The organism is Geotalea uraniireducens Rf4 (assembly GCF_000016745.1).
GTDB classification, from domain to species: Bacteria; Desulfobacterota; Desulfuromonadia; order Geobacterales; family Geobacteraceae; genus Geotalea; species Geotalea uraniireducens.
In genome coordinates, this window is the sequence record NC_009483.1 from 4557988 (window position 1) to 4584145 (window position 26158).

General features: G+C 52.8%; 27 protein-coding genes and 3 pseudogenes. 18 read left to right on the forward strand and 12 right to left on the reverse strand.

All coding sequences use genetic code 11. The features are described 5' to 3' along the window. Nucleotides 1-35 precede the first annotated feature (35 nt). The 4 genes from cysK to GURA_RS19895 form a co-directional block, all read right to left on the reverse strand. Entirely contained in the window at nt 36-959 is a 924-nt protein-coding gene (cysK, locus tag GURA_RS19880; RefSeq protein WP_011940699.1) for a cysteine synthase A, read from the reverse strand. A 96-nt stretch (nt 960-1055) separates the two neighbouring features. Next, on the reverse strand, nt 1056-1520 hold the full coding sequence (locus tag GURA_RS19885; RefSeq protein ID WP_011940700.1) for an RrF2 family transcriptional regulator: 465 nt from the start codon (nt 1518-1520) through the stop codon (nt 1056-1058). Nucleotides 1521-1872: 352 nt separating this feature from the next. Then, nucleotides 1873-2283, reverse strand: coding sequence for a hypothetical protein (locus GURA_RS19890; protein ID WP_011940701.1), 411 nt, complete (start codon nt 2281-2283; stop codon nt 1873-1875). A gap of 108 nt (nt 2284-2391) precedes the next feature. After that, nucleotides 2392-2601, reverse strand: coding sequence for a hypothetical protein (locus GURA_RS19895; protein ID WP_011940702.1), 210 nt, complete (start codon nt 2599-2601; stop codon nt 2392-2394). A gap of 144 nt (nt 2602-2745) precedes the next feature. Between GURA_RS19895 and dapF the strand changes: the two genes are divergently transcribed. Both dapF and GURA_RS19905 read left to right on the forward strand, forming a co-directional pair. Next, nucleotides 2746-3582, forward strand: a complete 837-nt coding sequence (dapF, locus tag GURA_RS19900; protein ID WP_011940703.1) for a diaminopimelate epimerase — start codon at nt 2746-2748, stop codon at nt 3580-3582. 90 nt (nt 3583-3672) lie between these two features. Continuing rightward, nucleotides 3673-4101 carry an HIT family protein gene (locus GURA_RS19905; protein ID WP_011940704.1) on the forward strand — a complete coding sequence of 143 codons (429 nt, stop codon included), beginning with the start codon at nt 3673-3675 and terminating at the stop codon, nt 4099-4101. A gap of 368 nt (nt 4102-4469) precedes the next feature. Here GURA_RS19905 and tnpA read toward each other — a convergent pair whose 3' ends face one another. After that, complete coding sequence (gene tnpA / locus GURA_RS19910; protein ID WP_011939015.1) at nt 4470-4889, reverse strand: IS200/IS605 family transposase; 420 nt, start codon at nt 4887-4889, stop codon at nt 4470-4472. A gap of 299 nt (nt 4890-5188) precedes the next feature. Between tnpA and GURA_RS19915 the strand changes: the two genes are divergently transcribed. The 5 genes and pseudogenes from GURA_RS19915 (at nt 5189) to GURA_RS19935 (ending at nt 9230) form a co-directional block, all read left to right on the forward strand. After that, nucleotides 5189-6037, forward strand: coding sequence for a deoxyribonuclease IV (locus GURA_RS19915; protein ID WP_011940705.1), 849 nt, complete (start codon nt 5189-5191; stop codon nt 6035-6037). A 292-nt stretch (nt 6038-6329) separates the two neighbouring features. Continuing rightward, nucleotides 6330-6665 carry a type II toxin-antitoxin system RelE/ParE family toxin gene (locus GURA_RS19920; protein ID WP_011940706.1) on the forward strand — a complete coding sequence of 112 codons (336 nt, stop codon included), beginning with the start codon at nt 6330-6332 and terminating at the stop codon, nt 6663-6665. Between the two features lie 25 nt (nt 6666-6690). Further along, on the forward strand, nt 6691-7011 hold the full coding sequence (locus GURA_RS19925; RefSeq protein WP_011940707.1) for a helix-turn-helix domain-containing transcriptional regulator: 321 nt from the start codon (nt 6691-6693) through the stop codon (nt 7009-7011). A gap of 313 nt (nt 7012-7324) precedes the next feature. Then, nucleotides 7325-8539: an IS256 family transposase gene (locus GURA_RS19930; RefSeq protein ID WP_011937053.1), complete on the forward strand. Its 1215-nt coding sequence runs from the start codon at nt 7325-7327 to the stop codon at nt 8537-8539. An 86-nt stretch (nt 8540-8625) separates the two neighbouring features. Next, nucleotides 8626-9230 (forward strand): annotated as a pseudogene (locus GURA_RS19935) (LysE family translocator). A gap of 287 nt (nt 9231-9517) precedes the next feature. On the opposite strand, the gene ltrA reads toward GURA_RS19935, so the two are convergent. Beyond that, a complete protein-coding gene (gene ltrA / locus GURA_RS19940; RefSeq protein ID WP_232278915.1) occupies nt 9518-10852 on the reverse strand; it encodes a group II intron reverse transcriptase/maturase in 1335 nt (444 codons plus the stop codon). 724 nt (nt 10853-11576) lie between these two features. Between ltrA and GURA_RS19945 the strand changes: the two genes are divergently transcribed. From GURA_RS19945 to plsY, 3 genes are all read left to right on the forward strand, one after another. After that, entirely contained in the window at nt 11577-12080 is a 504-nt protein-coding gene (locus tag GURA_RS19945; RefSeq protein WP_011940708.1) for a rhodanese-like domain-containing protein, read from the forward strand. Continuing rightward, a complete protein-coding gene (locus GURA_RS19950) occupies nt 12077-12517 on the forward strand; it encodes a DoxX family protein (RefSeq protein WP_011940709.1) in 441 nt (146 codons plus the stop codon). The genes GURA_RS19945 and GURA_RS19950 overlap by 4 nt, the downstream gene beginning before the upstream one ends. Nucleotides 12518-12662: 145 nt before the next feature. Next, nucleotides 12663-13250, forward strand: coding sequence for a glycerol-3-phosphate 1-O-acyltransferase PlsY (gene plsY, locus GURA_RS19955; RefSeq protein WP_011940710.1), 588 nt, complete (start codon nt 12663-12665; stop codon nt 13248-13250). Nucleotides 13251-13403: 153 nt separating this feature from the next. On the opposite strand, the gene GURA_RS19960 is transcribed toward plsY, so the two are convergent. Then, complete coding sequence (locus GURA_RS19960) at nt 13404-14591, reverse strand: PilZ-like domain-containing protein (RefSeq protein WP_011940711.1); 1188 nt, start codon at nt 14589-14591, stop codon at nt 13404-13406. Between the two features lie 170 nt (nt 14592-14761). On the opposite strand from GURA_RS19960, the gene GURA_RS19965 reads away from it, so the two are divergent. From GURA_RS19965 to GURA_RS19995, 6 genes and pseudogenes are all read left to right on the forward strand, one after another. Continuing rightward, nucleotides 14762-15937, forward strand: coding sequence for a Fic family protein (locus tag GURA_RS19965; RefSeq protein ID WP_011940712.1), 1176 nt, complete (start codon nt 14762-14764; stop codon nt 15935-15937). 515 nt (nt 15938-16452) lie between these two features. Continuing rightward, nucleotides 16453-16686: pseudogene (locus GURA_RS19970) on the forward strand (IS4 family transposase); the annotation flags it as partial. Nucleotides 16687-16769: 83 nt separating this feature from the next. After that, nucleotides 16770-17738, forward strand: coding sequence for an REP-associated tyrosine transposase (locus GURA_RS19975; RefSeq protein WP_011940714.1), 969 nt, complete (start codon nt 16770-16772; stop codon nt 17736-17738). 246 nt (nt 17739-17984) lie between these two features. Next, a protein-coding gene (locus GURA_RS19985; protein WP_085949352.1) for an IS3-like element ISGur5 family transposase occupies nt 17985-19540 on the forward strand; the annotation gives its coding sequence in 2 pieces (ribosomal slippage) (nt 17985-18462 and nt 18462-19540; 1557 coding nt in all). Nucleotides 19541-19786: 246 nt separating this feature from the next. Next, nucleotides 19787-20191, forward strand: a complete 405-nt coding sequence (locus GURA_RS19990; RefSeq protein ID WP_041245576.1) for a hypothetical protein — start codon at nt 19787-19789, stop codon at nt 20189-20191. A gap of 81 nt (nt 20192-20272) precedes the next feature. After that, nucleotides 20273-20875, forward strand: a complete 603-nt coding sequence (locus GURA_RS19995) for a hypothetical protein (RefSeq protein ID WP_041245577.1) — start codon at nt 20273-20275, stop codon at nt 20873-20875. Between the two features lie 55 nt (nt 20876-20930). On the opposite strand, the gene GURA_RS20000 is transcribed toward GURA_RS19995, so the two are convergent. Further along, nucleotides 20931-21677, reverse strand: a complete 747-nt coding sequence (locus tag GURA_RS20000) for a hypothetical protein (protein ID WP_011940716.1) — start codon at nt 21675-21677, stop codon at nt 20931-20933. Then, a complete protein-coding gene (locus GURA_RS20005) occupies nt 21674-21853 on the reverse strand; it encodes a hypothetical protein (RefSeq protein ID WP_041245578.1) in 180 nt (59 codons plus the stop codon). Before GURA_RS20005 ends, GURA_RS20000 begins: the two co-directional genes overlap by 4 nt. Before the next feature lie 110 nt (nt 21854-21963). Between GURA_RS20005 and GURA_RS23765 the strand changes: the two are divergent. Both GURA_RS23765 and GURA_RS20010 read left to right on the forward strand, forming a co-directional pair. Continuing rightward, nucleotides 21964-22188 (forward strand): annotated as a pseudogene (locus GURA_RS23765) (type II toxin-antitoxin system HigB family toxin); the annotation flags it as partial. Between the two features lie 13 nt (nt 22189-22201). Then, on the forward strand, nt 22202-22579 hold the full coding sequence (locus GURA_RS20010) for a helix-turn-helix domain-containing protein (protein WP_011940717.1): 378 nt from the start codon (nt 22202-22204) through the stop codon (nt 22577-22579). A gap of 142 nt (nt 22580-22721) precedes the next feature. On the opposite strand, the gene cysN is transcribed toward GURA_RS20010, so the two are convergent. From cysN to GURA_RS20025, 3 genes are all read right to left on the reverse strand, one after another. Beyond that, entirely contained in the window at nt 22722-24401 is a 1680-nt protein-coding gene (gene cysN, locus GURA_RS20015) for a sulfate adenylyltransferase subunit CysN (protein ID WP_011940718.1), read from the reverse strand. Beyond that, nucleotides 24401-25306, reverse strand: a complete 906-nt coding sequence (cysD, locus tag GURA_RS20020) for a sulfate adenylyltransferase subunit CysD (protein ID WP_041245579.1) — start codon at nt 25304-25306, stop codon at nt 24401-24403. Before cysD ends, cysN begins: the two co-directional genes overlap by 1 nt. A gap of 100 nt (nt 25307-25406) precedes the next feature. After that, nucleotides 25407-26102: a phosphoadenylyl-sulfate reductase gene (locus tag GURA_RS20025; RefSeq protein ID WP_011940720.1), complete on the reverse strand. Its 696-nt coding sequence runs from the start codon at nt 26100-26102 to the stop codon at nt 25407-25409. Between the last annotated feature and the right edge of the window lie 56 nt (nt 26103-26158).

The following is a 26158-nucleotide window of genomic DNA, read 5'->3' on the forward strand; positions in this document are numbered from 1 at the left end:
ACAGATGTATAACGGCATGGAAAAGCTCCGGCCGTTTAGTCGAACACGCCCGTTGAGAGGTAGCGCTCACCCGTATCCGGCAGAATAACCACGACGTTTTTCCCCTTGCCGAGTTTTTCCGCCATCTGGATTCCGGCGACCAGCGCCGCGCCGGACGATATCCCCACCAAAAGCCCCGCTTCCATGGCCAGCCTTTTGGTGGCGGTGTAGGCAGCATCATTGGAGACCCGAATGATTTCATCGTAGATCTTCGTGTTCAGCACATCCGGGACGAAGCCGGCCCCGATCCCCTGGATCTTGTGCGGGCCGGGTTCTCCGCCCGACAAAATGGCTGAATCCGCGGGCTCAACCGCCCCTATGTGCACCGCCGGATTATGTTTTTTCAGAACATCGCCGACCCCGGTGATGGTGCCGCCGGTGCCGACCCCCGCCACGAAGCCGTCAATGGAAAGCCCATCCATCCCTTTTATGATCTCCGGCCCGGTGGTCCTGCGATGGACCTCGGGGTTTGCCGGGTTCTTGAACTGCTGCGGAAGGAAGTAGCCATGGGCAGCAGCCAGCTCTTCAGCCTTTTGCACTGCGCCGCGCATCCCCTGGGCGCCCGGCGTCAGGACCAATTCCGCACCGTAGGCGGCCAGCAGGCGCCGCCGCTCGATGGTCATGGTGTCCGGCATGGTAAGGATGAGTTTATAGCCTTTAACTGTGCAGACCATGGAGAGGCCGATGCCGGTATTGCCGCTCGTAGGTTCGATAACCGTGGCACCGGGCTTCAGGCAGCCGTCCTTCTCCGCAGCCTCGATCATGGACAAACAGATACGGTCCTTGATGCTCCCGCCGGGGTTGAAAGCTTCCACCTTGCCCCAGATAGCCGCTGAACCCTTCTTTTCAAACTGGGAGAGCCTCACCAGAGGCGTGTTCCCTATCTGCGCAATGACGTCTTCACTTCTCGATACCGGCATAATGATCTCCTTAACATGAATGTTGCCGCGGCACGGTAAAAAGTTCCAAATGCAAGGCGCGCAACGCAGCAGATGGACTTTTTTGGCGAAGCCGCTTCATATGAAATACATGAATCGGTGGTCCTGCTCCCGCTTGATCCCCATGGCCTGTCCCCTCTCGCAGAGGGTTTTCAGGGTTATGGAGGCAAATAATTCGTTCAGTTTTGCGTTCGCCTCCTCCCAGACGGTCTGGGTAACACAACTCCCGTCAAAAGCGCACTCGCCCTTCTTTTTTTTGCTGCCGGCGCAATCCACCAGCATCGTATCCCCTTCCGTCGCCTGGATTATATCCTTAACGGTTATCTCTTCGGGATTTTTGGCCAGACAGTATCCTCCCTGGGGACCGCGCTTGCTTTTCAGTATCCCCTTTCTCTTCAGCGACTGGAAGATCTGTTCCAAGTAACGCGGAGAGATTTCCTGACGCCGGGATATATCCTGAATCTGAGCCGGGAGGTTCCCGGAATTGTACGCAATATCAAAAAGTGCACGCAAACCGTAACGGCTTTTAGTAGAAAGCCTCATAAATTCCACCCCATTATTAAATTAGCAAAAATATACAATCCTTTACCTATTCCGTCAAGAACTTTAAAAAACAAGCGACAAAATTCACCACACTCAAGCTACAGTTTAATTCCGCGGCTTATTTCTTAGATTTTTCCCATGCGTAAACTTCTGGATGTGAAACTGTTGATTTCTGAACCGGCAAGGAAATCAAGGGATGGGCAGAGGCGCACCTTGGTGCGCCTCACAAGCAAGCGTAGATCGAAGCCGCCACGGCGGACGGTCCCAACGGGATTGGACGGCGGTGGCAGCCCGAAGGGTGAGTCCGCAGGACGAATCAAAAGGACCGTTTTCCGGATGGGAACCGCTTATCTCACTTCAGATGACAAGTGAGACAAAGCCTGCTTCCATCGTTATTAACGGCAGGGTGTAGCGGCAGCGGATTTTTCAGGTCATGGCAGGAAATGCAGGTGATCTTCCCCTCATCAAGCTTTATCTGCGTCATTGTCACCTGCTCGACCGGCGCGTACGAGCTCTCTTTCCCCTCCGGGGGGTATGGTCTATCGACCGGATGAGAACCGCCGGTGAGGCAATTAATCCCGAGACAGTTGGAAACGGATTTTGCCGCCGTCCCATCATGACAGGTGAGGCATTCCATGGCAACGCCCTGAGCATTGACCACATATCCGTGATGATCCACTTGTTCGGCATAGGGAGACTTCAGCATCACGGCCATCAGGACCACGGCCAGCAACAGACTGAACAGATAGAGTATCTTTCGCATATCACTACCTCCACAATATGTCGATCCAGATACATCGTCCCCCCATAGCATTAGTCAATCTAAGTTTATCACCCCATATCCCATGTGCAATCTCTGGATGCAGCAATGTCACCAGTGCCTCTCCGGCGGCGCTGTCCGCCCCGTCAGTCTGATTTCCCCATCCGTCACCTGAAAGGTGTCCCCATACTGGTTGGTCCATTTGTCCCCTTCTTCAAGAGGATAAGGGACCTCGCGGCTGCCGAGAAACACCTCGTCTTCACCGATATAGGCAAACCATTCAAGATTGCCGGTCATCCATATTGTATTTTTTATCTCCATTGAAAAACCTCCGTAGTGTTGTTGATTGATAGTACTACAGTGTGACCGGGTCAGGCAACTCCGCTTTTTACTTGTTGCCGGGTCAAGTTTTTGCTATTACATGGATTCTATTAGAAAAAACATGGATGAAAAGGGGTCATAGATATGAAATTCACCAAAATGCATGGCGCAGGCAACGACTATGTTTATGTGAACTGTTTTTCCGAGCGGGTGGACAACCCGGCGGACGTGGCAATCAAGGTGTCCAACCGCAATTTCGGCATCGGCTCCGACGGACTGATCCTCATCATGCCGTCCGACAAGGCGGATGTGCGGATGCGCATGTTCAACTCCGACGGCTCCGAATCGGAAATGTGCGGAAACGGCATCCGTTGCGTGGCAAAATATGCGTACGACCATGGCATTGTCGGCAAAAAAGAGATCTCCGCCGAGACAGGCGCAGGTATCTTGACCCTCCAACTCTTCACCAACGAGGCAAATAAGGTGGAAAAGGTCCGCGTCAATATGGGCAGGCCCCGCCTCACCCGCAGCGAAATCCCCATGACCGGAGAGGCTGGCGCAAAAGTGATCAATGAGCCGCTCAACATCCTTCACACCACATTCCACATCACCTGCGCATCCATGGGCAACCCCCACTGCGTGATCTTTGTCGACGACGTGGAGAACTTCCAGGTGGAAAAATACGGCCCTATCATCGAGAACCACGAGATATTTCCCCGCCGCACCAACGTGGAATTCGTCCAGATCATCTCCCGCACCGAAGTGCGCCAGCGCACCTGGGAACGGGGCGCCGGCGAGACGCTCGCCTGCGGTACCGGCGCCAGCGCCGTCTGCGTGGCCGGCGCACTCAACGGACTGACGGAGAAGAAGATCCTCAACCACCTCTCAGGCGGCGACCTGGAGCTGGAATGGGCCGAAGACGGCTTCCTCTACATGACCGGCCCGGCGGTGGAAGTGTTCAGCGGAGAGATCGAGATTTAATCGTAGGGGCGCACCCATGTGTGCGCCCTGGTTTTCAACCATCGGATTCAGAACCGGGCAGACACATGGGTCTGCCCCTACAGGGTCCCCATGCAGAATTGCCCCATGTGCAGCAAGTGGAACGATGAACCAGATTTGCAGATTGCCGAACTGGAGCACTGCCTGGTCATGCTCAACCGCGACCAGTTCTTTCCCGGCTACACCTTCGTCTTTGCCAAAAACCACGTGACGGAACTGTTCCACCTGGAGCGGGAGGTGAGAAGCGCCGTCATGGAAGAGGTTTCCGCCGTAGCCGCCGCCCTTTACAAGCTCTTTCAGCCGGCTAAAATTAACTACGAGCTCCTCGGCAACATGGTGCCGCACATGCACTGGCACCTGGTGCCACGCTTCGCCACCGACCCGATCTGGCCCCGCCCCATCTGGTCCGAGCCCCACGACGAGGTGGTCCTCACCTCCACAGAATATGCCGGGCGGATTGAGTTGATCAGAAAAGCAATTTCACTGCAGAAAACACATTGAAACAGCTGAAAATACAATCATTGAACCGCAAAGCCGCAAAGGACGCGAAGAAACCCAAAACTTCTTCTATTCCGCCAACAGCAATTTCTTGGGAAGTCCCCCTTTATGAAAAGGGGATTTAGTCTCTTACTACTTGAGTCGTTCAAAATGTTAAAGCAATACATGACTCACGCGACGACGCAACGACGCAACGTTTTAAAACCATGAACCAATAATTTGGTTTAAAAGCCTTTCGTTGCGTCGTCGCGTCGTTGCGTGAAGTAAAGAACCCCGCCCAGAGGACGGGGCTTTGAAAGGCACCCCATAGGGGTGCTGAATGCGTGCCCTCATAGAAGGCACGCTGCGAGTTGTCCCCTTTTATAAGGTTGCTATTTGGTTTCTGTTCGCTCTTTCTTCTCTTGATAGACAACGTACTTGCGGATCATCTCCGCATCAAGACCAACTGTATCAACACAGTAACCTTCGGCCCAAAAATGGTTGCCCCAATAGGGGCGTTCTTTGAGATATGGATATTGCTTGAATACCCGAATAGCCGTGCGACCCTTGATAGCACCCATGAATTCCGACACTGATACCTTCGGAAGAATTTTAACCAACAAGTGCACGTGATCCGGTTGCACATTCAACTCCACCACTTCGCAACCAAGACGACCCGAAAACACTTGGATACACTTATACACCTCTTCGGCAACTGGACCACGCAACACACGATAACGATACTTCGGCACCCAAACAATGTGATATTGACAGTGCCATAGAACGTGAGATAACTTCTGAAACCTGCTCATCTGCTGCTCCTTTCGACTTGAATTGTGGGGACAACTCAAGTTCAGGTGTAGCAGATGGGCAATCTACAGGCAAAGCCAACGAACGCTGACCCCGCCCACAGGACGGGGTTTTATGAGGCTCAATAAAATATTTTGGTTTTGGCTTGTCCTGCTCAACGGAAGATTAATGTTAATCAGGAAACTTCTTGATTTGACTTTGCGTCCTTTGCGCTTTAGGCCCTTTGCGTCCTTTGCGGTTCAAAGATTTATCAGCTTTGCTGTTTCTCTCATGATTACCATCCGTTATGAAAGGATAGATTATGGATTACTTAGGCGCGCACATGTCCATTGCCGGCGGCCTGCACAACGCCCCCGATCGGGGCGTGAAAGCCGGCTGCGGCGTGATCCAGGTTTTCACCCAGAACTCCAACCAGTGGCGCGGCAAGGCGATCTCGGACCCGGATGTCGCCCTCTTCAAAGAAAAATTGAAGGAATCGGGCCTCCACGAAATCATCAGTCACGACATCTACCTCATCAACCTTGCCGCAGCGCCCGGCGAGGTGCGGGACAAGAGCCTGGCCGGCTTTCAGGAAGAGATGGAACGCTGCGCCCGTCTCGGCATCGGCAAGATCGTCATGCACCCGGGCGCCCACAATGGTGACGGCGAAGAAACAGGGCTCCGGCGGATCGTCGAGGCCTTCGACCATCTCTTCGAAAATACGCCCGCCTACACCGGCATGATCCTCCTGGAAACCACTGCCGGCCAGGGAACCAACGTCGGCTACACCTTCGAGCACCTGCGGGCGATCATCGACGGTTCGGCCCATCCCGGCCGCTTCGGCATCTGCTACGACACCTGCCACACCTTCGCCGCCGGCTACGACATCACCAGCGAAGCGGGCTACAAGGCGGTCTGGGAGGAGTTCGACCGGATCATCGGCATCGACCGGCTGCAATGCTTCCACATCAACGACTCAAAAAAGGGACTCAACTGCCGTGTGGACCGTCACGAGCACATCGGTCAGGGAGCCATTGGGTTAAGCGCCTTCCGCTTCATCATGAACGACCCGCGTTTCGTCAAAATCCCCAAGATCCTGGAGACCCCCAAGGGGGACAACGACGAGATGGACGGGGTAAATTTGAAAACTCTGCGTGATCTGGTGGAATAGGTTCAACCATTTTCCCACCAACCAGCAATACAAAAAAGTCCCGTCGGCAAAACGGGACTTTTTTGTATTCAAAATCGTCTTTCTAAGTTGCAGCTCATGTGCTATGACTATCAACAATTACGTACCGATGTCGGTTACAGTATGCCATATCGAAGACCTGAGAAAAGAGAAGCTAAAGAGGGCGCCCCGCTGCTTTTTTACATGGCTGCTTACGTATGATATGACCATGCAGGGGAATACATAGATCAAAATAATCATTGAATCATAGTAACATATAGGATACCATTACCCCATGAGCTATAAGGTTGAAGAATACCTCCGCGAAGACGGAACAAGCCCTTACGAAGAATGGTTCATGGGGCTGGACACCGTCGCGGCGGCAAAAATTACGACCGTGAAACTCAAAATGGAACAGGGCAATTTTTCCAACGTCAAGTGGTTCCGGGCAATTGGTGAATACCGTCTTGATTGGGGACCGGGCTATCGGGTCTATATCGGTCGAGACGGTGAACGGCTGATTATCCTTCTCGGCGGTGGAACGAAGAAGGGACAGCAAAGGGATATTGACCGGGCAGAAGCCATGTGGGAAGAATACAAAGAACGAAAAGCCAAACAGAAAAAGAAATAGATTTAAGGAAGTTACAGGAGGCAAAATGGCTCTTACAAGAGACTTCAAAGAAACTGTAAAAAAACGGGTTGAATGTGACCCGGATTTTGCCAGGGCACTGCTTCATGAAGCAGTCGATTTAATGCTGGATGGCGACTCAACGACCGCCAAACTGATTTTACGCGATCTGATAAACGCAACTGTCGGGTTCGAGCGACTTGCTGAAGAAGTCAATAAGCCAAGCAAAAGCCTCCACCGCATGCTTTCCACTTCCGGCAACCCTACAATGGAGAATCTATCGGCTATCTTTGCAACCATCAAAAAAACCTTGCACGTCAGAATAGATACTACTGTCACTGCTGCCTAGGAGTCTGTCGGACTTAGGGAATCGTATCGAGAGGATGGAAAATCGAGGACAGATTTCCGGAAATTTGAGAGCTAATAGTGGACCTATTCGTCGAAAATTTACGGGAATATGGACCGATTTGCCATTCTCGCAGTAGATTCATTCCTAAGTCCGACAGGCTCCTAGAACGTGCTTCCAACCGCCAACACATCTGTAGGCCACCAATAGCCCCTTCGTGGCAAGACGGGAAAGCTTCAGACGTTAAATCGAGGGTGTAAAAAGGTTTGTGTAAATGGTCATTAGGGGGTACACCAAGTTACCCTAAGGAGATCACATGACTATTAACACCGACGTAATCGACGATCTACTCAAACATTATAAGACCCCCGAAGAGATTCTAGGGGAAAACGGGCTGCTGAAGCAGTTGACCAAGGCTGTTCTTCAGCGGGCGCTCCAGGCTGAAATGACACTGCACCTCGGCCACGAGAAGCATGCTTCCGTTTCCGCCAAAGGTGGCAATGCACGCAATGGCTCGTCGGCAAAGACCATCAAAGGCGATTTTGGCACCATGCCGATTGAGGTCCCTCGTGACCGGGATAGCAGCTTTGAACCAGTCATCATTCCCAAAGGCCAAACCCGGTTCGCCGAGTTCGATGATAAGATTATCTCCCTGTACTCCCGCGGGCTTACCACTCGTGAGATCCAGGGACACTTGGAGGAAATCTACGGTGTTGAAGTATCCCCCGCTCTGATTTCAATAGTGACTGAAGCAGTAGCTGAAGAGGTCAAAGCTTGGCAGAACCGCCCGTTGGATGCGCTTTATCCCATCGTTTACATGGATGCCATCAGGGTCAAAGCCAGAGGCAATGGCCATGTTGTGAACAAGGCTGTCTATCTGGCCATCGGCATCAACATAGACGGTGCCAAGGAAGTTCTGGGAATGTGGGTCTCCGAAAACGAAGGAGCCAAGTTCTGGTTGCAGGTTGTGACCGAACTTAAGAACCGTGGTGTCCAGGACATCTTCATTGCCTGCGTTGACGGCCTGAAGGGGTTCCCTGAGGCCATAGAAATAGTTTATCCCAACACTCAAGTCCAACTTTGCATCGTCCATATGGTACGCAATTCCTTGAAGTTCGTTTCGTGGAAACAACGCAAAGAAGTTGCGACAGATTTGAAGGTTATCTACCAGTCAGCGACCGCTGAGCAGGCCGAAATGGAACTGACAGCATTTGAGGCAAAATGGGACAAAACACACCCGACGATCAGCCAGTCCTGGCGCCGGAACTGGGCGCAAGTTATACCATTTTTTGCCTATCCAGCTGATATACGAAAGGTTATTTACACAACCAATGCCATTGAATCACTGAATATGTCACTCAGAAAGGTGACCAAAAACCGGGGCTCGTTTCCCAATGATGAGGCAATGTTCAAGTTACTATACCTGGCGCTGAGAAACATCGCGAAGAAATGGACCCTGCCGATCAGAGACTGGAAAGCTGCCATGAACCGCTTTTCCATTCTTTTTGAAGACAGAATGCCAAGCTATTAAAAACAGGGAACCAAAACCATTTACACAAAACTATTGACAGGCCCGTTAAATCGGAGGTGGTCCGAATGTACAATCTTTACCTTTTCATGCTGGCCTCCGTCCTCCTGACCATTGCCCCGGGACCGGACAACATCTACGTCCTCACACGGGGAATCGCTCAGGGACGGGGAGCTGCACTGGCAGCAGCACTCGGCTTTACCTCCGGACTCGTCGGCCACACCATGCTGGCCGTCTTCGGCCTGGCGGCGGTGATCCGCTCTTCCGAACTCCTCTTCAGCCTCATCAAGTTCGCCGGAGCCGCCTACCTCCTTTACCTGGGATACAGGACCCTGCGGCAACGTGAACCATTGCTTTCCGGTGAGCCGGCAGGCAACGCCGTTGCATTGCGCCGGATTTACGGCCAGAGCGTCGTCGCCAATCTGCTCAACCCCAAGGTCTCGCTTTTTTCCTCTCGTTCCTGCCGCAGTTTGTAAATCGTGACGCAGGCCACCCCGAACTCCAGATGCTCGTGCTCGGCGGCGTGTTCATGGTGGAGACACTCGTCATTTTCGGCATGATCGCCTTATGCTCGGGGACATTGGGAAACTGGCTCAGAACCCGGCCGGCCGTGAGTCGGCGCCTGAATACCGCCGCCGGGATCGCCTTCATCGGCATCGGCGTGCGTCTGGCCGTCTCGGAGCGCGGCATCTGATCTTTCGCACGCGAGAATCAGGCAGAGGGTGAAACCTTACCTTTACCGGCTGGACTATGGAGTAATCCCCAAAACGGCAGTTAGCCAGTAGAGTAGGAAGCAGGTTACTACATCATTAGGTTTGGCTTGTCCGTTTCCGCCCCTTTCGTTTGGCGGTGCCTAAGTAGCCTTACCATAGTTGCCTTAACCAGCTCCCCCTCGTCAAACCGTACGTGCGGATTTCCCGCATACGGCTTACCTATCAGCCTCTTGCTGCACGGCATTATTGAGGAGTTGTGGCTTTGCTGTTACAGGTAAACCAGACCATATCGCTTAAGTCCGGCATACAGGCTTTCACCTGCCCTGAAGGGTTTGCTCCGCCTTTGGCTCCGATTGTTCAGAAATATTCGAAAGCGAGTCCTCGTGTAATGATTCACGTCTCGAAATACTTTCCGGGGATACCCGTAGTCGAAGTAGTTGCCCCATCCGCGAAGGATGCTGTTTACCTCGGCAATTGCTTCGACAAGCGGCTTTTTGTATCCGCTTCGGGTCTTCTCCCGGATTTTTCCCTTGAGTGCTCCTATGGCCTTCTTACTCGGCATGATGTTGAGATAATCCCAATCTCTGCCCCGCAGGTCACGGTCATAGCGGAGGGTGAATCCCAGAAAGTTCAGGCTCTCTTTCTTGTTCATTCTGACAATACCGGTTTTGTCACGGTTGATGCTGAGTCCAAGGTCTGTTTCGAGTTTCTCTTCCAGCCATCCGGTTATGCGATTGCCCATGTGTCTGGCCATTACTACGAAGTCGTCGGCAAACCGTACCATGCGCGCTCTGGCGAAGTGGTAGGGGCTGTCTGCTTCTTCGTGAAAGGCCCGGTCGAGCCGGTGAAGGTAGATGTTGGCAAGAAGGGGAGATATTACCCCGCCTTGTGGCGTCCCTTGTTTGGGACGGCTGATGCTGCCGTCTTCTTCTACTACCGGACTGTGAAGCCATTGCCGGATCAGTTTGAGGACACTCCGGTCGGCTATGCGCCGCTCAAGTTCTACTATCAGGTGCTCGTGGGGGATGCTGTCAAAGTAGCTCGAAAGATCCGCGTCATACACTTCCTGCCGTCCGAGTTGGAGGTTATTACCGACTTGGTCGAGGGCTCCATGGGGACGCCTTTTGGGACGAAATCCATGGGAGCAGTCGAGAAAGTCCACCTCAAATATCGGTTCGAGGATAAGGAGTACGGCTGCCTGTACAATTCTGTCCCGCACGCACGGTATGCCGAGCGGGCGCAGTTTGCCGTTGGGCTTGGTGATGTAGACGCGACGCACCGGGGATGGTTTGTAGTTTTTGGTTCTCAGGCTTTCTTGAATTTCGTCAAGATAGCCGGATATTCCGTCTGCCCGCACCTCGATGGATTCAATGCTGACACCATCGACTCCCGGCGCGCCCTTGTTCGCCTTTACTCGCAACCACGCCGTTTCAAGTACATCACGACGATGGATTCGGTCGTAAAGGGCATAGAACCGGAACTGCGGTTCTCGTTTGGCCTTGCTGCTCAGTTTCCACCGCAGAAGGGAGACTTTTACCGGCAGTCCGGGTTCAGGTTCGAATCCTTCGGCCATCCATTCCGTTATGGAGCGTCTGTCGCTCAAGCGGGTCTCCTCTCTTTCCGTGTAAACATGACTGAAGTACGGCCCCTTGGCTCCACGGGCATTACCCCGCTTCCCGGCTACTATGGGCCGCTCCGAATTCCGACCGTACACGCTTGGCGGGTTATTGATTCCCCGTCGGCGTTCTCCCTTCGGCGAAACCCTTTCGCTTTGGGAATTACGTCGGACCTCCCAGGTTCCTCGGCTGATCTTTCGACACGCGCCCTCCCCAATCACCCCGGACAGTCCCACCGGTTCTTTCGCTCGTTTATCACCGGTGGGTGGCAGGCTTCACCACATTCGGAAGGTTGGCCACTGTCAACTACGTGTAACGAGGCCGAAACGGGTTCGCTTGCGCTGGGCTCGCGTCTTCGTCGTCAGGGTAGTTATCGTACCCTTCGCTCTTTTCTTACAAAGAACCGGTCTTACTCCCCACGTTTGGTTACCCTCTCGTGACAGACCGCGACTACATGGTGAACGAGCAATTTACATGTCTGACACTTTTCAGTCAGATAGATCAGCCAGGCTTGGCCTGGCGTACCGAATGACACGAATTAACACGAATGTTTTTAACCCCTTGTTAAGTCTTGAGTAGTCACCGATCTGGTGAATGCCTTCTGCATCACAAGAGCTTTTATATTCGTGCAAATTCGTGATAATTCATGGTTAAAATGCTTTTTATTGGATAATAGATGAAAAAGGAGGACAGGGAAACCTGCCGGAAAAAATGATCGCCAATCAAAAACCGCACATCCTCGTGGAGATGGCCATGATCTTTCTGCTGGCTGCTGCAGCAGGCATCGGCTGGAACCACAAGCTCCTCGCCGATGCATGGTCAGGCAAGGCCGTCCAGCCAAAACAAGAGGCAGTTCCAGCGTCTCCCCAAGGGACAACGCCCCTCCCCCTGGGCCTGATGCAGGTCAAGGAGATCTACGACCACAAGGAAGGGACCTTTGTCGACGCCAGAGACACGGAGACCTACGCTGCCGGACATATCAAGGGGGCGTTGTCACTGCCGCCGGGGGACGCGGATGGGGGGCTGACCGTGCTCAACTCCAGGGTCAAGCCGGAGACAACCATCGTCGTTTATTGCAACGGCTTTGACTGCCATGACAGCATGGACCTGGGGAACAGGCTGCTGAAGGCGGGCTACCGGAAGGTTTACGTGTTCCTGGGCGGTTATCCCGAATGGCGGGATGCCGGTTACCCGACCGACGGGGGAAAGCCATGAACCTTGCCGGGAAACATCTGCTCAGCATTCTGCGCGTGGCCCTGGCAACGGTCTTCGTCTATGCCGGGGCGCTCAAGATCAACGACCCGGTGGCCTTTGCCGGGAACATCGCCGCCTACAAGCTCCTCCCCTATTTTGCCGCCTATCTGGCTGCCGCCATCCTCCCCTGGCTGGAGATATGCTGCGGCCTGCTCCTCATCATCGGCTGGCGGGTGAGAGCAGCGGCCGGCATGGTCGTTCTCCTCAACATCGCTTTCATCATCGCCCTTGCCGCCGCCATGGTCCGCGGACTCGACATCGACTGCGGCTGCTTCAAGCAGGCCGGCGCCAAGACACCGGCCTGGCAGGCCCTGCTGCGGGACGCGGTCCTGCTCGTCATGGCGCTGACCGTACTGCGGAGCGCGGACAGAAAACTGAAAGAGGACCCGCCCGCCTGACCCCAGTTCCGCAGACCACCGACCACCGACCACCGACCACCGACCACCGACCACCGACCGCCGACCGCCGACCATTACTTGCACGTTAGCCATGAATGGTGTATGATCCAGAGCGTTTTTCATTAACCAGGTAACGGGGTCTTTCGTGGCAAAGGAAATTACGCTCCTCGTGTGCGCTTATCTGTTAGGATCAATACCCACAGGTCTTCTGCTGGCCAAAGCATCAGGCGTCAACATCCGGGAAACCGGCAGCGGGAACATCGGCGCGACCAATGTTTACCGCACCCTTGGGCGCAAGGTCGGGATCATGACCCTCATCGGCGACTGCCTGAAGGGGCTTATCCCGGTCCTGATCGCAAAGCAGCTCGGGCTCCCTGAAGTCTGGATCGCCGCAACAGGACTTGCCGCCTTTCTCGGCCATGTTTACACCGTTTTTCTCGGTTTTAAAGGGGGAAAAGGGGTGGCCACGGCACTGGGTGTATTTCTGGGAGTTTCGCCCCTGTCGGTGCTCATTGCCCTCGGGGTTTTCATCCTCGTCCTCGTCAGATGGCGCTACGTATCACTGGCATCCATTACCGCAGCAGCTGCCATGCCCCTCGTCATCGCCTTTCTTGAACCGAAAAAGCTGCTCATCGCCATGTCTCTGGCAATAGCAGCTCTCGTCATTTACAAGCACCGGGAAAACATTCAGCGCCTCAGAAGCGGCACGGAAAGCAAATTCAAATCATCATAAACCGGCAAAGCCGGAACCAACCAGAAAAACCTTTACAGCAATAGCACGCGGATCAAATCGGATAAAGTCGGATCAAACCTTTCAACCGGTTAAATCAGATTTTTATCCGAAGTTATCCGTGTGAAACGTTTTTTTGACTTTGATTTATTACCGTCAACGCTCCTTCCGGTACTGCTTGATCGCTCTCTCGTAGATCGCCTTTATCTCGTTCGGATTGCCCTTGTCCCTATAATCGATGAGAAACCTGCCGATAAAAAACAATAAAATGAGAAAAATCACCGTATAAAGCGCCCTTCGCAATATTGTTTTCCCGTCAACGTCCCTCTTCGCCGCCGGGCTGCCTTCATAAGGGTATTTGAACGGCCGGTTCTCGCTTATCGCCCGTAAACGAATCAGTTGCAGCATGGATATGTATCTGAAAATGTGGTCCCGGTCGCGCTCTTCCATCAGGATGAAGTGCATCCCCGTTCTGTAGGCAGCCTCTCCGCTTTCGACCTGCCTGCGCGGCTCAAGGGTATAGACGACCTCTGCGACGGCATGGACGACGCGCGGTGGAGAGAGTGGCAGATGCAGCTCCATGTGGAGAAGTGTTTCCGGAGCCAGTCTTTTTTCGAGCTTGAAGCCGATTCCTCCTCCGCTCAAAACAGCAGGGTTGTCCAGGCTTTCGTGCCAGACCAGCTCCTGCCGCGACGCGTGGAACTCCGCATGCCTTGCGGCGATCACGATCTCATCGTAGCCGCCGAACTTCATGGATTCCAGTTGGCTACGCTTCTTCCATTCCGTTTCCACCTCTTCCCGAATGCGTTTGTCCGGCTCTGTGAAACGAAAGCGGAAGTTCGCCTCAAGCCTGAAGAAATGCCGCCTCTCCTTGAGGGTCAACAGCCCGAAAAGCCGTATGCGCAGTACCCGGTCGCTCTGTCTTTCCGTGACGATGCAGGTGCAGGTATACACCTCCTGATTTATCCAGACATTGGCGTCCAGGATCGTACTGACATTGACCCGGACGTTCATGGGCAGATAATCGCGGGACAGTTGAACGAGGATGGTATCGTCCCGATACTCCCTGACAATGGCCCAGTCGCGGAAGACATCACCGTCAGCCTGTGGAATGCCTATCTCGATCCGCAGCCCCTTATGGAAAAAGGGTTCGTATTCAGGAAACTTGTGCGCCATGGCGATCCGTCCCGTGGAAAGGTCCTCCCCGGCCGCATGACCGGGAATTTTTAGCAGTCTATCACCGATGGTGCAAAATTCCAAGGATGCAGGAGGTGCGTGCCGGAAAATGCTCTTTTGCGCATGCTGTCGCCCGGTTATTACTACCCCTTGATGACGCCCCTTCATGAAGTCCGCTAAGCCACTTTGAGGAGATCAAGAGCTGACTTCAGCCGCGAATCGTTAAATAACCAGATTACTTATTTAAATTTTCAGCCGAAACATTAAATAACATAGTTGCTTATTTAAAATATCTGATGTAACTTTAAATAACTAACTACGTTATTAAAGGTTTCAACATGCAAAGAACCGATCTCTGCCCCGCCCGCCGAAAATTGCTCGTCCCCGCCGTCGGTTATTCCGGGGCTTTTGCGCTTATTCCGCCACCAACGCCTCGCGGTCTTGAACTGAAGGGATTACGGGACGAACTGCCTCGTGCTCGTGCAGCCTTGGACCTTTTGAAGGATCTATCTTCAAGGTTTCCAAACCCGGATCTCATAACCAGGACGGCGGATCGACGGGAAGCGGTCCGGAGCAGCCAGATCGAAGGAACTAATTCCGGCGTAAATGATCTGCTGACTTACGAGGCAACGGGTAGTGACGAGGGATTACCCCCTGATGTCCTGGTGACTCTCAACTATGTCAGGGCACTTGAATATGGCCTGCAAAAAGTCCGGCAGAGCGGTGTTCCAGCGCTTACCTGCAACTTGATCAAGGAACTCCACGCCCACTTGATGGATGGCGTGGACTACAACGGGACACCGGGCGAATTCAGGAAAAGGCAAAACTGGATTGGGGGAGGAAACATATACAATGCACGTTTTGTCCCGCCGCCACCTGGTAATGTACAGGCCTGCATGGACAACCTTGAATTGCTGCTCAGGTATTCAGCGGCTGAAGAGGATCAAATGGTGCTCTCGGTTGTGATCCGAATGGCAATCGCCCATGCACAGTTTGAGACGATTCACCCGTTTATTGACGGAAATGGCAGGGTAGGCAGGATCTTGCTCCCCCTGATGCTCGCAGCGGAAGGCTACCCACCGGTCTATCTGGCCGGATATCTGAAAGACAACCAGCGGGAGTATTATGATGCGCTTGCCGGTGTGCAGCTCAGGGAAAAATGGTCGGAGTGGGTTAAATTCTTTGCAATCGGGGTTGAGGCCGCGGTACAGGAATCGATAAAAACAACGATCGAACTGGAAAATATCCTCAAGAAATGGACAGGGCTTGTGGCCGGGCTTGGGCTCCGCTCTCATTCGGTGTTATACAAATTCCCGGAGCTCATGATCGGGACGCCGGTTTTGACGGCGCATCATGCCAAAGATGCACTCGGCATTTCGTTCCCGGCGGCAAGCGCAGCCCTGGCTGCACTGGAAAAAATGGGAATCCTGGTCCAGCCGGTCAAACATCAACGAAACAGGACTTTCGTCGCAAAGGAAGTCATCGATGTACTGAATCGTCCAACGGGAGGATAGCTGGGCCACCGTTGCAGGCCCACCTTTCGTGTTCTCCGGCACCTCTCATTTGGAAAAATTTAATAGGAACCGATTGTGGAACATGGTAGAAGGTTAATCATTTCTATGGATGCGCCTGATCATAACTTTCGGAATAGCGAGCTGGTCGAGAGGATATTGAAAGATTGAACCAAAGGCAAAGAGCGATTTACCTGTGAAGTGTCAAGGTCGTTCACTATATGAGAAACAAGTTACAAATATAAGGAACTTTCCGATAAATGATTAGGGCAGGAAAAATGAGGTTGAAGTTACCTATACAGGGAACCACACAGTTCCGCTGGTTCCGTATACAAGGAACATGTTCCTTGTATACGGAAACCTACTAATAAGCAGCATTGTCCGGTTTGGTCTTTGCAAGGTTCTTTGAGAATGTAAAAAAGTTGTAAAATCAGCGTTATACCGCATTATTTGCTTGACTTTGAGTAAAAAAACGGTGGTCCGCACTCGTAACTATCCAATATTACAGGAGTTACGATATGCGACCGTTCAAACGACTGAAACAAAGACGAAAATCACGCGCTTTCAAATTGCTTCTTACCCCGATTTTTGAGAGATTCAAGTCAGATAATGAACTTGAATCCAGGGGGTATCGCCCGTTGCAAATGACTTTCGATGATCAGCTAAAAGCCCTGATCTTTTATCACTTGGAAGAGTTCTCTTCCGGGAGCGAACTTCTCCAGGCGCTGGATCAGGATGACTTCGCCAAGGAATGGGAACAAGCTAAAGGGGTCAGCCCTTGACATGAGACATGTAGGAGGTATGCTTTCTTCAGTTGATCGAAGGATGACGCATTATGGCGAGACCGCTACGTATAGAATATGAAGGTGCCCTTTATCATGTAACTGCCCGTGGCAACGAACGGGGCAAGGTCTTTTTCACCAAAGCCGATTATCGGAAATTTATTGACTATCTTCGGGAAGGGCAAAAGAAATTTGGCTTTGTCCTGCACAGCTATGTCCTTATGACCAACCACTTCCATCTGCTCCTCGAAACGCCCGAGAAAAACCTGAGCAGAATCATGCACCACCTGAACAGCTCATACACCACCTACATTAACATCAAGCGAAAACGGAGCGGCCATCTGTTTCAGGGAAGATACAAGGCCATCCTTGTAGACCGGGACAACTATCTGCTCGAACTGAGCAGATACCTGCATCTGAACCCGGTGCGCGCAAACATGGTGGAACGTCCAGAAGAGTACCTCCATAGCAGTTATGCTGCCTACACAGGAGAAAGTGACGGTCTAGTCCATACAACAGATCTGTTAGCCATGTTCTCCAAGGACACAAAAGCGGCAAAACAGCACTACCAGAAGTTTGTCGAAAGTACCCTGGAAGAGAAACAGGAAAGCCCGACGAAGAAAGTATACGGTGGCATGATTCTGGGAAGTGCGCCGTTCATCAAGGAAGCCCTGAACCGGCTCGAAGAAGAGCTTTTGCAGCGAACGGAAACGTCGCATAAAAAGGAGTTACGGGCGATCTGGGAAGCTGATAAGGTATTATCGGTGGTAGCAGATCACTACGGCGTAACGGTAGAAACCGTGGCAGGTCCGGAGAGAAATGATATTCGCAAGGTCTGCATATATCTGCTGAAAAAACATACTGCAGTGGCTAATAGTGAGATTGGCGGTATGCTTGGCGGCATGAGCGGCTTTGCGGTAGCAAAGGCCCATCAGCTGCTGGTGGCGGGAATGGCAAAGGAAGCAGCTTTACGGAAGGAAGTCGGTCGGCTGGAAGCAAATTTGTCTCGTGTCAAGGGCTGACCCCTCTGCTTCACGGTGTCTCGTGTCAAGGGCTGACCCCTCTGCTTCACGGAAATCCCGAAAAAGTGTCCAGTTAAAACCCCCCTGTGTCAGAATAGTTGTCGCCTCAGATGGGTTGTTTAGCCACGGTCTTTCGAGCTGAATTGCAACGAGCGTAGCGAGCTTGCGATTCAGCTCGAAAGACCGGGACCGGCAAAAGCCGGCGACCCGTATTTTTTCAACATCTGGGGGCAGCAAGGATCTATAATGACATACACACAAGGATTCAAATCCAGCCTGGTTCGCAAGATGGCCTGCCCTAATGGCGTCTCGGCCTCAGCTCTATCCCGAGAAGTGGGAATTCCCCAACAATCACTCTCTCGCTGGCTTCGAGACGCAAATGTCGTGAATGAATCTGGTAACTCCCCAATTTCTGAAGCACCATGGAGAACAATGTCCCCAAAGCGCCCACAAGACAAGTCTGCCGAAGAAAAGCTCAAAATCGTCATCGAAGCCGAGACGGTTGCCGAAGATCAACTTGGCGCCTTCCTGCGTCGCAATGGAATTCATGAAGCACAGTTACGCGAGTGGCGCGCCATGATGCTTTCGGGGCTGCAAAAACCGTCTCGGCCTTCCTCAAAAACATCAGAGGAAACTCGCAAAATTCATGCACTGGAAAAAGAATTACTGCGCAAAGATAAAGCATTGGCCGAGGCCGCCGCGATTTTGATCCTCAAAAAAAAAGTCCAATCGATCTGGGGGGGCGAGGACGAGCCCACGGACAAGAGGAACGGCAGATGATCGGGCAACTTATTGAAGAGGCAACCCATTCCGGAGCGAGACTTGAATCGGCCGTTGTCGCCATCGGGCTGAGCATTCGCACGTTCCAGCGTTGGAATCTCCAGGATGACGGAGCAGATCGGCGACATGGGCCAGTCGCAGAACCGGCGAACAAGCTGGCTCCGTCGGAGCGGCAGAACATCATCGATATTGCAAACTCCCCGGCGTTTCGGGATATTTCGCCGAAACAGATCGTGCCGCAATTGGCCGATCAGGGAATATACGTGGCGTCGGAATCGAGTTTCTACCGGGTGCTCAAAGACGATGGGCTGATGACTCACCGGGAACCCTCCCGGCCCGCCACCAGCCGCAAGCCAAAAGAACATGTGGCTACCGGTCCTTGCCAGGTCTGGTCATGGGACATCACCTACTTGAAGAGCCCGATTCTTGGGCAGTTCTTTTATCTCTACATGATCATGGATGTCTGGAGCCGCAAGATCGTAGCGTCCACGGTGTTTTTAAAAGAATCCAATGACTATAGCGCCAGGCTGTTTCTGAAAGCCTGTATCAGGCTCGGCATCAATCCGGAAGGCCTGATTCTTCACTCCGACAACGGCGGCCCGATGAAAGGGGCGACCATGCTGGCTACTCTCCAGCGCCTGGGCGTAATTCCTTCCTTCAGCAGGCCACAGGTCAGTGACGACAACCCTTTCTCAGAAGCGCTGTTCCGAACCATGAAATATAGACCTGGTTATCCGAGTCGGCCTTTTTCAAGTCTGGCAGCGGCCCAGACTTGGGTTGATGGTTTCGTCGCTTGGTATAACACGGAGCATCTGCACAGCGGCATTCGCTTCGTCACCCCGGACGATCGCCACTTCGGCCGGGAGAAAGCCATCCTGTTAAACCGCCGGGAGATATACGAGAAGGCCCGGCAACAAAACCCAAACCGCTGGTCAAAAAACATCCGAAACTGGGAGCCAGTGGAAACAGTTTATCTTAACCCTGAACCAACGGCGGAAGTCGAACTTCTTGACGCCGCATAAAAATTCAACAGAGGCGACAACTACCTTGACACCCGCCGAAACCGGAATCGGTGTCCATTCAAAACCGGAATGACTGTCCAACCTTTTCCGGAATTGGTGTCCAGTTTATATCGGAATCGGTGTCCAGTTTACTCCGGATTTTGCACATTACAGAAGCCAGATCTGTATTCAGTTAGATATGTAGCCTTAATTTTATTGTTTAGAACAATTGTAAAGCAAGGTAGTGATTTCAGAATCTTGGTGAATATGGCTATTTTTTACGAGTTTAGCGGAGAAAAAGCTTTTCAAAGCGAAGATGATTATGACGCAGCTTGGATTATATTTAGAAGAACAGTAAATCCAACAGGATTAAAAATATATTCAGTTGGGTTTAAGACCTTTAACATGGCAAAAGCGCAAATCAAAAGCATAAAGCATGATATTGCCGCGATAAATGCTGCACTAGAAAAAATTAAAAAAACGAATTGGAAGGTAAATCTAAAAGAAGGTAGTGCCATTATTTTTCCACATGTTGTCGCCTGTAAAATGTGTCCACAAATCCAGCGTTGTCCGGTTTGGTTTTTGCTTACGTCCCGTAGGGACAGAATACTGGTAGCCGGGGAATTCATTCCCCGGTCATCCAGGCAAAATATCATCACGTCACGTACGTGACGTGGGGAAATATAGCATCTCATCCGGGGGATGAATCCCCCGGCTACATTCAAACGCCCCTAATGGGGCTTAACAACCTTGATGCACAAACCAAACCGGACAACGCTGCCACAAATCAAAACTAAATATTTTTCAGAACGTCGAGCAAAAATATTTTTAGAAAATGTAATACAGAGCAAAATTGTTCATCACAAAGGAAATGACCCAGATGCTCGAAAAATAATGCGAAACAATGAAGTAATCGTTGAATCTAAACTTATGGAAATCGAAAAAGGAAGACTTAAGGGAGTAGGAGATTTATCACTTTTATCGTTGTGCGATATCGGAAGCCAGTTTCATGGAGAGGCCCCATTTACTGCCATTGGCCTCACGTTTGACGAGAGACTAGAAACCGTTCTGGCATCTCATTCTTCTCTAACCATTCAAAGCCAGCAGCTGATTGTGGGAAAAGACGACGAAGAATCTGTCAAAGAAAAGATATTTGAATTTGTTGAGAAAGGCCGGACCTTATCTGAAATCAATAAAAAAGCCGAAAGCTTTCACGGTGAATTTATTCACATTTTAGTTAATGTGGAATGGGTAAAAAATGCCCTACAATCACTCCAGAGTGAGAACGAGGTGCATAACCCCGAGAAGGAAGATGCCCAACTTGCGGCGGCAGACGGACAAGCCGCTGCGCCTTAAGGCGTTATCGCATTTAAAAGGGAAAGAATTAAGCTGGGTATGATGAGTGAGAATTTTAAGGGTTCATTTCCTGAACTCTTAGGAACTCAATATTGAGGGTTTTGATTTCGCTGTATCTCAAAACAAAATAGTCACCATCAATTTTGTAAAACCGTTCAAATCGTTCTTCGATATTGTTTTCGTCAGACGATTTGTTGTTTGATAACGGCCTACGCATTGCCATTTCAATTACAATGCGCTCCAGAGCACCATCTGGAGCGAAAAAATATTCCTTAAGCAAGCCGGTGTAAATATAGCCAGTCTTATCAATTTCGACTATTGCAGAAACTACTACCCCGTCACTTTCAAATGCTTCATGATACCCACTGAAAAGGTAATACCATGGAGTATCGAATTTTACGAACGGGCCAATTAACTCATTACGGTCGAGCTTGAACTTGACCACAAGAGATCTGAGTAGCGTGCCGAGTGCCGCTGCGAAAATAAAAAGAGAAATAAAATAGAGGATAATTATTGGAAAATCATCTGCCACATTGGCTATGATCGTAACTAAGGCAGATTCACGTTGAGGCGAGGCTAATAACATCAAAAGTGCATTATAATCAATGGGATGCCCTATTAGGCTGGCGATCCACGACCATGGTAAATGAAAAAATCCTGCTATTATAACCCCTTTTACAAAAGCTGTAGCAAAAGGGGTTTGATCAATTACGGTTTTTTCGGAAATTCTGAATGAAAAGCGGAAGATAAAACCAGGAAGGATTATCAAGAATACCAAGAGTGCAGGGAATGCAATATTCACTGTTTTTTTGCCGCTGAGGATTTACCAACTACAAATTCTACAGTGGTGCTTGTTCCAGTCTTGGTTACAAATTGCCCAGAAGTCGAAGATCTGGTGGCGATGAATTTGCGGAATTTCTCCCTATTTTCAGGGGACTCGGTTATTTCCATTAATTTTTCGCTCTTAACTGCCTTCATAATGTCTCCTATTCCAAGAGGCTAACTTGAAATCATATTACATGAAAGTACCAATAATAGCAATTGCTCTGACGACAAGGAAGCTATAACCAGCGCCCCGGCAACCGTTACAGGAATGGCATGACGATGCTAAGCACGCGGAATGGCGTTCTCCGGCAGACATCAAGAATATTTACCGCAATGCCAGCTTTTTAGCCAACAACCGGGCCATATTCAACATCAAGGGAAACGACCACCGACTTGTCGTGGCTGTCCAGTACGCTCATGGCATACTGTATATCCGCTTCGTAGGCACTCATCGGGAGTATGACAGGATTGATGCAACAACAATCTGAACGGAGAAATCAGATGGAAATCAAACCTATAAAAAACGAAGTCGATTATGAAGCAACACTCAAAGAAATTGAATTTCTGTTCGACGCGGCTCCCGATACACCGGAAGGAGACCGGCTAGAGGTGTTGACAACCCTTGTCGAAGCCTATGAAGAAAGGCACTATAGTATCCCCATGCCTGATCCGATTGAGGCAATTTTGTACCACATGGATAGCCGGGGGCTGACACGCCGTGATCTCGAACCGTATATCGGCAGCCGCGCCCGTGTATCTGAGGTACTTAATCGAAAACGCCCGCTAACTATGGAGATGATCCGAAATCTTCATAAAGGGCTTGGCATACCGGCAGAAGTGCTGATACAGCCTTACCATACTTTCAAAGACGCAGCTTAGCCAAGCCGTGGCGTATTTATTGCCGATTAAATCCCAACAAAAAGGGGCAGCCGATTCCGGTTGCCCCTTTTCCTTTACTGCACCAACTCCCAGCCTTACAGCCAGCCACCCTCGATAATATCGGGTTTCGAAAGTCGCTCCGCTACAGCCCCCCGCCGTGTACCTGCGCGGGAAGCGCAACGGCACTCTGCGGATCCCGGTAGAGGATCACGTTGACCCGGTCCTGATCCCGGCCGAACTCGAAGTTGAGGTTGTGCTCATAGGCCATCCGGGCCACCGGTTCCAGCTGCCCCACATCCCGAAGTCTGAAGAGAATCCTGTTTCCCTTGCCGAGATAGTCGATAAAACTCTCCGATACCTCGAATTCGATTGGGCCGCGTTCCGCGGTGAGATCAGCCACGCCCGGTTCCGTACCACTCATGGAAAATTCGGTCAGAATGAAGCGCCGGGGGAGGAGGCCGCCTGCGTCTGAGGAACTGGCGTCCAGTTCCGTCGGTTGCGTCTTCTGCGATTCCAGGGGCGCAACGGAGATCACCATGCCTGCCGCCACGGTGGCGTTGGTGAACCGGTCGATGAGGATGAAGCTGCCGGTCTCCCGGTTCTGCCGGTAGGGGTCCAAGGCAACGGGACGGTCCAGTTCCAGCCGGACCACGCCGATACCGTTCAGCCCCAGTGTCGGCACCTGCTTTTGTTCCAGGGAGTTGACGTCCACCGCAAACTGTACGCGGGTGACCCGGCCGGGGGTCACGGCGCTGGCGGTCTTCACCAGGTAGACTTTTCCCGGTTGCAGGGGTTCGTCGTGCATCCAGACGAGGTGCGCCTCCGGGTGCCGGGAAAGGCGCGGCGGGGCATCGATCGCTGCCAGCATGTCGCCCCGGCTGATATCGATCTCATCGGTGAGAGTGAGTGTCACGGCCTGGCCGGCCACAGCTTGCTGCAGGTCGCCGTTCATGGTGACGATCCGGGCCACGCGGCTCGTGCGGCCGCTTGATGCGACCCGGACTTCATCGCCCGGGCGAATGGTACCTGCGGCAATGGTGCCGCAGAAGCCGCGGAAGTCGAGATGCGGGCGGTTGACCCACTGGACCGGCAGCCGGAAGGGCTGTTCCTGGGCATCATCTTCAACCTGAACGGTCTCCAGATAGTTCATCAGGGTGGGACCGTGATACCAGGGGGTGTTGGCGCTCTTTTCAATGATGTTGTCGCCGTTCAGGGCCGAGATGGGAATGGCGGTAATGGAGGCGAAGCCGAGCGGAGCCGCGAACTCCTCGTAGTCGCGTACGATCGACTCGTATCGCTCCCGGTCGAAATCGATGAGGTCCATCTTGTTGATGGCAAGCATCACGTGACGGATCCCCACCAGGGAGACCAGGTAACTGTGGCGCCGGGTCTGGGTCAGGAGCCCTTTGCGGGCGTCCACGAGGATCACGGCCACCTGGGCCGTGGAAGCACCGGTGACCATGTTGCGGGTGTACTGCTCGTGGCCGGGGGTGTCGGCGACGATGAACTTGCGCCGGTCGGTGGAGAAGAAGCGGTAGGCCACGTCGATGGTGATCCCCTGCTCCCGCTCCGCCTGCAGGCCGTCCAGCAGCAGCGCGTAGTCGATGGCGCCCCCCTGGGTGCCGACTTTCTTGCTGTCTACCTCGAGTGCCGCCAACTGGTCCTCGAAGACCATCTTGGAGTCCCAGAGGAGCCGCCCGATGAGGGTGCTCTTGCCGTCGTCGACGCTGCCACAGGTAATGAAGCGCAGGAGCGACTTCTCTTCCTGGCTCTTGAGATACGCGAGAATGTCCTTTTCGATCAGATCCGATTGGTGTGCCATTAGAAATAGCCCTCTTGTTTCTTCTTTTCCATGGAGCCGTCCTGGTCATGATCGATCAGGCGTCCCTGGCGCTCGGAGGTGCGGGTCAGGAGCATCTCCTGGATGATTTGCGGCAGGGTGTCGGCAGTGGATTCCACCGCACCGGTAAGGGGGTAGCACCCCAGGGTACGAAACCGGACCGACTTGTACTGCACCTTCTCGCCCGGTTTCAGCTCCAGGCGCTCGTCGTCAACCATGATGAGCATGCCGTCCCGCTCCACCACCGGCCGGACCGCGGCGTAGTAGAGAGGCACGATGGGTATGTTCTCCAGGTGGATGTATTGCCAGACGTCCAGCTCGGTCCAGTTGGAGAGCGGAAAGACCCGGATGCTCTCCCCCGGCTTGATGCGGGTATTATAGAGGTTCCAGAGCTCCGGTCGCTGGTTCTTCGGGTCCCAGCGGTGGTTGGTGCAGCGGAAGGAGAATATCCGCTCCTTGGCCCGGGATTTCTCCTCGTCCCGGCGGGCTCCGCCAAAGGCGGCGTCGAACTTGTACTTGTCCAGAGCCTGCTTCAGTCCCTCGGTCTTCATCACGTCGGTGTAGAGCGCCGAGCCGTGGGTGAAGGGGGAGATGCCGTTTTTCACCCCCTCTTCATTCACATGAACGATCAGGTCGAGACCGCATTCGGCCGCCATCCGGTCGCGGAACTGGATCATCTCACGGAATTTCCAGGTGGTGTCCACGTGCAGGAGCGGAAAAGGCGGTGGCGCCGGAAAAAATGCCTTGCGCGCCAGGTGCAGCATGACCGCCGAGTCCTTGCCGATGGAGTAGAGCATTACGGGGTTGGCGAATTCAGCCACGACTTCGCGGATGATGTGGATGCTTTCGGCTTCAAGCTGCTGGAGGTGTGTCAGGGTGCCGTTCATAAGTGCCTCTTTTGGAATTATGTAGGGGCGCACGGCGTGCGCCCTTCCGGTTCAGTTGACGATTTGCTGGGGGCGCATGCCATGCGCCCCTACGAAAATCCTACCTCCTGTGCAACCCGCATTCCTTGTGCTCCGGGTTCTCCCACCACCACCGTCCACCCCGGGGATGCTCCCCCGGGGCCACCGGCCTCGTGCAGGGGGCACAGCCGATGGAGGGATAACCCTGGCCGTGGAGGCGGTTGGTGGGAATGCGCCTCGCCTTGGCATACTCCCAGACCTGGGCTTCCGTCCATTCCAGGAGCGGATTGAGCTTGAGGATGCCGCCGTTGTTCGTGTCGATCTCGATGGGGGCAAGGCCGGTCCTCGTGACGCTCTGCTCCCGCCGGAGGCCCGTTATCCAGCCGCCGAGCCCACTGAGGGCGCGGCCGAGCGGCTCGACCTTGCGGATATGGCAGCACTCATGACGGTTTTCCAAAGACTCGCGGAAGGAATAGGTCCCTTTCTCCCGGAGGAGCTTCTCCACCGCCTCGTGGCGCGGGTAGTACCAGTCGATCTTGATCCGGTAGCGCTCCATAATGGCGTCCGCCACCTCGTATGCTTCCTCGTGGAGGCGGCCGGTATCGAGGGCGAAGACGCCTATGGGGAGAGATAATTCTTTCGCCATGTCGATGATCACCACGTCCTCCACGGAGAAGGAGCAGGCAAGGGAAACCGGGCCTTTTGCCGCTGCGACCCCCGCTTGCAGGATTTCCTGCGGCGTTGCGTTTGCGGGTATTTCAGGAATATCTTGATGCAATGCGTATCCTCCAAAAATCTGTTTTTTTACGGCATTACAACCCAAGGAAGAACCCC